The following is a 5,590-nucleotide window of genomic DNA, read 5'->3' on the forward strand; positions in this document are numbered from 1 at the left end:
CCGGGGAAGTCCGGGGTCGGGGTCAGGCGCCCATGGCACTGCCCATGGGTCCGCCCATGCCACCGCCCATGCCACCGCGCATGGGTCCGCCCATGCCACGACCCGGCCCGCCGCCGATGACGCCCTCGTCGATGGCCTTCTTGACCGCGTCGGCCTCGGCCTGCGTCAGCGTGCCATCCTCGACCGCCTGGTCGAGCCGCTCCGCAACGGCCTGCTCACGCTGGGCCTCGTGGTCGGCGCGGATCTCGTCGAGGGCCGCCTCGACCTCGCTCGCGTCGATCCCGAGCTCCTCGGCGAGCGCGGCTGCGTGCTTCTGCTGCATGTCTTCGCGGATGGTCTCGCGATCGACCGTGCCGTCGCGGACGTCGTCACGCAGGTCGTCCAGGTCGCCCCGAAGGTCGTCGCGGACGGCGCTCATCGCGTCCTGGAGCTTCGCCTCGTCGACGCCGAGCTTCTCGGCGAGGCTGGAGAGGCCGACGTGCGTGCCGCCACCGTGTCGCGCCCCGTGGCCCGGGCCATGGGACCCGACACGTTCGTCCCAGGAGGAGTCGCGCTGGTTGGTCGTCGTCGGTGACGGCGTGGTCTCGTCCGCCTGCGCGACGCTCGAGAAACCGAGACCGAGGGCCACGGCGGTGACGCCGACCGCAGCGGCGCCGGCGACCTTCTTGGTGTGGGGCAACATGGGGAGCCTCTCCTTCTGCCCGCACCTCTGCGGGCGTCCTGTCGTGATGGGCTCCACACAACCGTGCCGACCAAGCAGGCGCCTCTGCGTGACCTGTGAGTTGCTGTGAGCTCAGAAGACCCCGTCAGGCCCCGGCGAGTTCACGAGGGAGTAGGCAGCACGGGTGAGGTAGTCGCGCAACCGGTCGTCGAGCTCTGACTCGAGGTCCAGGGTGTCGACGGCGTTCATCATGTGGAGCAGCCACCGGTCACGCATGTCGGGCGTGACGGCGTAGGGCACGTGCCGCATCCGCAGCCGCGGGTGCCCGCGCTGCTCCGAGTACGTCGTGGGCCCGCCCCAGTACTGCTCGAAGAACATCCGGAGCCGGTCCTCGGCAGGGCCGAGGTCGTCCTCGGGATAGAGGGCGCGCAGCTCCTCGTCCTGGGCGACCCCTCGGTAGAACTCCCGCACGAGCTTGGCGAAGGTCTCGTGCCCACCGAAGTCGTCGTAGTACGTCACGCTGCCGATTGTCCCAGACACCCCACGCACCTCAGGCCGGGCCTCCGTAGGGTGGCACCCCCGGGAGCACTGCTGGGGAGCGGACCCCCTCCCGATCGAAGGCGACCTTGATCCGCTCGCGCAGCTCGCGCTGCACCGAGAAGTGCTCCTGCGCCACGGTCCTGGTCAGGACGCGGATCGTGACGACACCGCCGGACATCGACTCGACACCCACGGTCCCCGACTCGAGGAGCTTCTCGTCCCAAGGAGCGGAGCCCCGGAGGTCGTCGATGACCTCGCGGATGATCCCCATGGCTCGCTCGATGTCCTCGTCGTAGGGGACCGGAACGTCCACGATGGCCGTCGACCAGCCCTGCGACCGGTTGCCGATGCGGACGATCTCACCATTGCGGACATACCAGATCACGCCGTTCGCGTCACGCAGCTGGGTGATCCGCAGCGAGACGTCCTCCACGGTGCCGACGGCCTCGCCCGTGTCGATGACGTCGCCCACGCCGTACTGGTCCTCCACGATCATGAAGATCCCCGACAGGAAGTCCTTGACGAGGCTCTGCGCGCCGAAGCCGAGAGCCACACCACCCACGCCGGCGGAGGCGAGCAGCGGGGCGAGGGGGATCTCGAGCACCGCCATGACGGTGAGACCGGCCAGGGTGGCGACGACGACGGTGACGAGACTGCGCAGCAGCGAGCCCATCGTCCTCGTGCGTTGGAGGTACCGTTCCTGCGCCACCCCCATCGACTGCGCCAGCTTCTGGCCCGTCCCCGGCAGCTCCGAGGCGCGCTCGGCGTGCCGACTCGTGGCCGAGTCGACGACCCGACCGATGAGGCGGTGGAGCAGCCACCGCGCCACCAGCGCCAGGGCGATGGTGAGGATGATCCGGAGTGGTGCCCCCAGGAGCCAGTCACCCACCTGGGCCCACGTGAGAGTCGGAACTGAGCTGAGCGGCATACGGCTGATCTGTCCCCGTCAGTCGCGCTCGGCGTCCCTCGCCTGCGCCTCGAGGGCGCGAGCGATGCTGTCGCGGTTCTCCGCGACCGTGCGCACGAGGCCTGCCGGCGCCTCGGGGTTGGCCTCGAGCCACGCGTCCGACGCCGCCTTGAGCTCGGCGTTGGCCAGACCGAACGGGTAGAAGCCGCCGACCACTCGCTCGCCCATGGCGACGCTCCGGGCGGCCCAGGCGTCCATGAGCATGGCGTGGTACTTCTCGACGTAGGGCTCGAGGAGCGTGAGGTCCGTGCTGCGGCGGAAGCCGTGGCCGATCGCCTGAACCACGGAGTTCGGCAGGTCCGTGCGCACGACGGCCTTGGCCCACGCGTCTGCCTTGGCCTCGGCGGTCGGGCGGGCGGCCAGTGCCTCGGCCGCGCGCTCCTTGCCCGTCGCAGTCGGGTCCCGGTCGAGCTCCGCCTGGATCTCGGCGGCATCCGCGGCGCCGAGTGCCGCCAGGGCCTTGAGGAACGTCCAGCGCAGCTCGGTGTCGACCGCCAGGCCGGGCAGGGTCACCTCGCCGGAGAGCAGACCGCGCAGGTGTGCCTCGTCGGCGGGGTCGACCGTGGTGTCCGCCCAACCCTCGATGAGCTGGAACTGGGCGTCACTGCCGGGCTCCGCCGCGTCGGCGAGACCTCGGAGGGTCGACGACAGCAGAGCCGCCGTCTCCGCTCGGTGCGTCGGCGCGGTGTAGAGGCGCGTCGCCGTGGTGATCTGGGAGATGAGGACGCGCAGCAGCGTCGAGTCGGTTTCGCCGGGCAGCGAGTCGAGCACGAAACGGACGAAGTCGCGCGCCGGCATCTCCGCATCTCTGGTCATGTCCCACGTCGCCCCGAGCACGAGCGAGCGGGGCAGCGAGTCAGCGAAGCCACGCGGCAACTCGAGGGCGGTCCTCAGCGACCGCTCGTCGAGGCGGATCTTGGCGTAGGCGAGGTCGTCGTCGTTGAGCAGCAGCAGGTCGGGCTGGACCTCACCGACGAGCTCGGCGATGTCGGTGCGGGGGCCGTCGACGTCGACCTCGTGGTAGGCACGTCGGACCAGGGCCTCGCCCTCGCGGTCGTAGAGGCCGATGCCGAGCCGGTGCGGGCGGAGGGTGGGGTGAGCCTCCAGGGCGGTCTGCTCGACGGAGAACGAGGCATAGGTGCCATCAGCAGCGAGCTCGAAGACGGGGCGCAGGGTGTTGACGCCGGCCGTCTCGAGCCACAGCTTGGACCACGAGTTCAGCTCGCGGCCCGACGCCCGCTCGAGCTGGTTGAGCAGGTCGGACAAGGTCGTGTTGCCCCAGGCGTGCTTGGCGAAGTACTCGCGCAGGGCCGCGACGAACGGCTCGCGGCCGACGTAGGCGACGAGCTGCTTGAGGACCGAGGCGCCCTTGGCGTAGGTGATGCCGTCGAAGTTCACCTCGACGTCCTCGAGGTGACGCATGTCGGCGGCGATCGGGTGAGTCGAGCTGAGCTGGTCCTGGGTGTAGGCCCACGCCTTCTCCGCGGTGCCGAAGGTCGTCCACGCACTGCGCCACTGCGTCGCCTCGGCCTGGCAGGTCGTCGACGCCCACTCGGCAAACGACTCGTTGAGCCAGAGGTCGTCCCACCACTTCATCGTCACGAGGTTGCCGAACCACATGTGGGCCAGCTCGTGGAGGATGGTCAGGGCGCGCCGCTCGATCCGCGCCTCCGAGACCTTGGACCGGAAGACGTATGCCTCGGTGATGGTGACCGCTCCGGCGTTCTCCATCGCCCCCATGTTGTACTCGGGCGTGAAGACCTGGTCGTACTTCTCGAACGGGTAGGGGTGGTCGAACTCGGCCTCGAAGAAGGCAAAGCCCTTCTTCGTGCAGTCGAAGATGTTGTCCGCGTCGAGGTGCTGGGTGAGGGACTTCCGGCAGAAGACGCCGAGCGGGATGATGCCGGCCCGCGTCGCGACCTCGTCGCGCACCTCGTCATAGGGACCGGCGATGAGGGCCGTGATGTAGGAGGAGATGCGCTGGGTCGGCGGGAACGCCCACGTCGCGACCTCGGTGTGGTCGACGACGCCGGCCGGGGTGGGCTGCGGCGTGGGGGAGTTGGAGATCAGCTTCCAGTGCGCGGGCGCCGTCACCGTGAACCGGAACGAGGCCTTGAGGTCGGGCTGCTCGAACACGGCGAACATGCGACGCGAGTCGGGCACCTCGAACTGGGTGTAGAGATACACCTCGTTGTCAACCGGGTCGACGAACCGGTGCAGGCCCTCGCCGGTGTTGGTGTAGCGGCCGGTGGCCTCGACGGTCAGCTCGTTGGCGGCGGCAAGACCGGGCAGGGCGACCCGCGAGTCGTCGAAGACCGCGGCAGGGTCGAGGTCCTCGCCGTTGAGGGTCACCCGCTCCACCGACTCCGCGATGAGGTCGATGAAGGTGTCCACACCCGGCTCGGAGCACGTGAACCGCACGGTGGACACAGTGCGGAACGTCTCCGGGCCCGTGGTCAGGTCGAGACGGACGTCGTAGGTGTCGACCCGCAGCAGGCCAGCGCGCTGCGCCGCCTCGTCGCGGGTCAAGTTCTTGCCGGGCACTGAGAGCCTCCTCGTGGGACGGTTCGGGGGTGACTGGTCGTCCGCAGATGGAGACGCCTCGTCGCGGTGGACATCCTCGCACGGATGGCGGCCTGCGCGGTTGGGGCTCGATGCCTCGTGGCGGACACCCTGTGGAGACGTCCTGTACGGGCCGCACTGGGCGGATGCGAGGATGTGCCCATGTCGACCGACCGCACACCCGTGGAGATGTGGTTCGACCCGATCTGTCCGTGGGCGTGGATGACCTCGCGTTGGCTCATGGAGGTCGAGCGGGTGCGTGACATCGAGGTCACGTGGTCCGTGATGAGCCTCGCGGTGCTCAACGAGCACCGCGACCTCGACGCGGCCTACCGCCTCCTCATGGACAACGCCTGGGGTCCGGTCCGCGTCATCGTCGCGGCTGCGGAGGCCCACGGTGACGAGGTCGTCAAGCCGCTCTACGACGCCATGGGCACCCGGATCCACCCGGGCGGGATGAAGGACCTCGAGGCGGTGACGCGCGAGGCCCTGGCAGAGGTCGGCCTGCCCGAGCGTCTCGCCTCCGCGGCGCACCACAAGACGCACGACGCCGCCCTGCGCCGGAGCCACAAACGGGGCATCAGCCTCGTCGGCACGGAGGTGGGCACGCCGATCATCGCGGTCGAGGGGATCGCCTTCTTCGGCCCGGTCGTCACGCCCGCCCCCAAGGGAGACGACGCCGCACGCCTCTGGGACGGCTGCGTCCTCGTCGCCGGAACACCCGGCTTCTACGAGCTGAAACGCACGCGCACCCAGGGCCCGATCTTCACCTGACGGATCCACGTCGTCCGGCTCTCGGCCCCAGTCGACTCCAGTGCCCAGCACCAGACAGACACCCGCTCACACCCCACACCTCGCCC

General features: G+C 69.8%; 5 protein-coding genes. 1 reads left to right on the forward strand and 4 read right to left on the reverse strand.

The window, feature by feature from the left end; translation table 11 throughout:
* Positions 1 to 22: 22 nt before the first annotated feature.
* The 4 genes from LOY02_RS14855 to pepN form a co-directional block, all read right to left on the reverse strand.
* A complete protein-coding gene (locus tag LOY02_RS14855; RefSeq protein ID WP_317183142.1) occupies positions 23 to 682 on the reverse strand; it encodes a hypothetical protein in 660 nt (219 codons plus the stop codon).
* Positions 683 to 793: 111 nt separating this feature from the next.
* On the reverse strand, positions 794 to 1,180 hold the full coding sequence (locus LOY02_RS14860; protein ID WP_317183153.1) for a globin: 387 nt from the start codon (positions 1,178 to 1,180) through the stop codon (positions 794 to 796).
* A 31-nt stretch (positions 1,181 to 1,211) separates the two neighbouring features.
* Positions 1,212 to 2,129 carry a mechanosensitive ion channel family protein gene (locus LOY02_RS14865; RefSeq protein ID WP_317183143.1) on the reverse strand — a complete coding sequence of 306 codons (918 nt, stop codon included), beginning with the start codon at positions 2,127 to 2,129 and terminating at the stop codon, positions 1,212 to 1,214.
* Positions 2,130 to 2,147: 18 nt separating this feature from the next.
* Positions 2,148 to 4,712, reverse strand: coding sequence for an aminopeptidase N (gene pepN / locus LOY02_RS14870; protein WP_317183144.1), 2,565 nt, complete (start codon positions 4,710 to 4,712; stop codon positions 2,148 to 2,150).
* Between the two features lie 180 nt (positions 4,713 to 4,892).
* On the opposite strand from pepN, the gene LOY02_RS14875 reads away from it, so the two are divergent.
* A complete protein-coding gene (locus LOY02_RS14875) occupies positions 4,893 to 5,504 on the forward strand; it encodes a DsbA family protein (RefSeq protein ID WP_317183145.1) in 612 nt (203 codons plus the stop codon).
* Positions 5,505 to 5,590: the final 86 nt, after the last annotated feature.

The sequence above is a fragment of the Intrasporangium sp. genome (assembly GCF_032907665.1).
Taxonomy (GTDB): Bacteria; Actinomycetota; Actinomycetes; order Actinomycetales; family Dermatophilaceae; genus Intrasporangium.

Bases quoted from the DNA above. Each gene is read 5' to 3' on its own strand.
- LOY02_RS14855 (WP_317183142.1), bottom strand. From the start codon at position 682: ATGTTGCCCCACACCAAGAAGGTCGCCGGCGCCGCTGCGGTCGGCGTC.
- LOY02_RS14875 (WP_317183145.1), top strand. From the start codon at position 4,893: ATGTCGACCGACCGCACACCCGTGGAGATGTGGTTCGACCCGATCTGT.
- LOY02_RS14865 (WP_317183143.1), bottom strand. From the start codon at position 2,129: ATGCCGCTCAGCTCAGTTCCGACTCTCACGTGGGCCCAGGTGGGTGAC.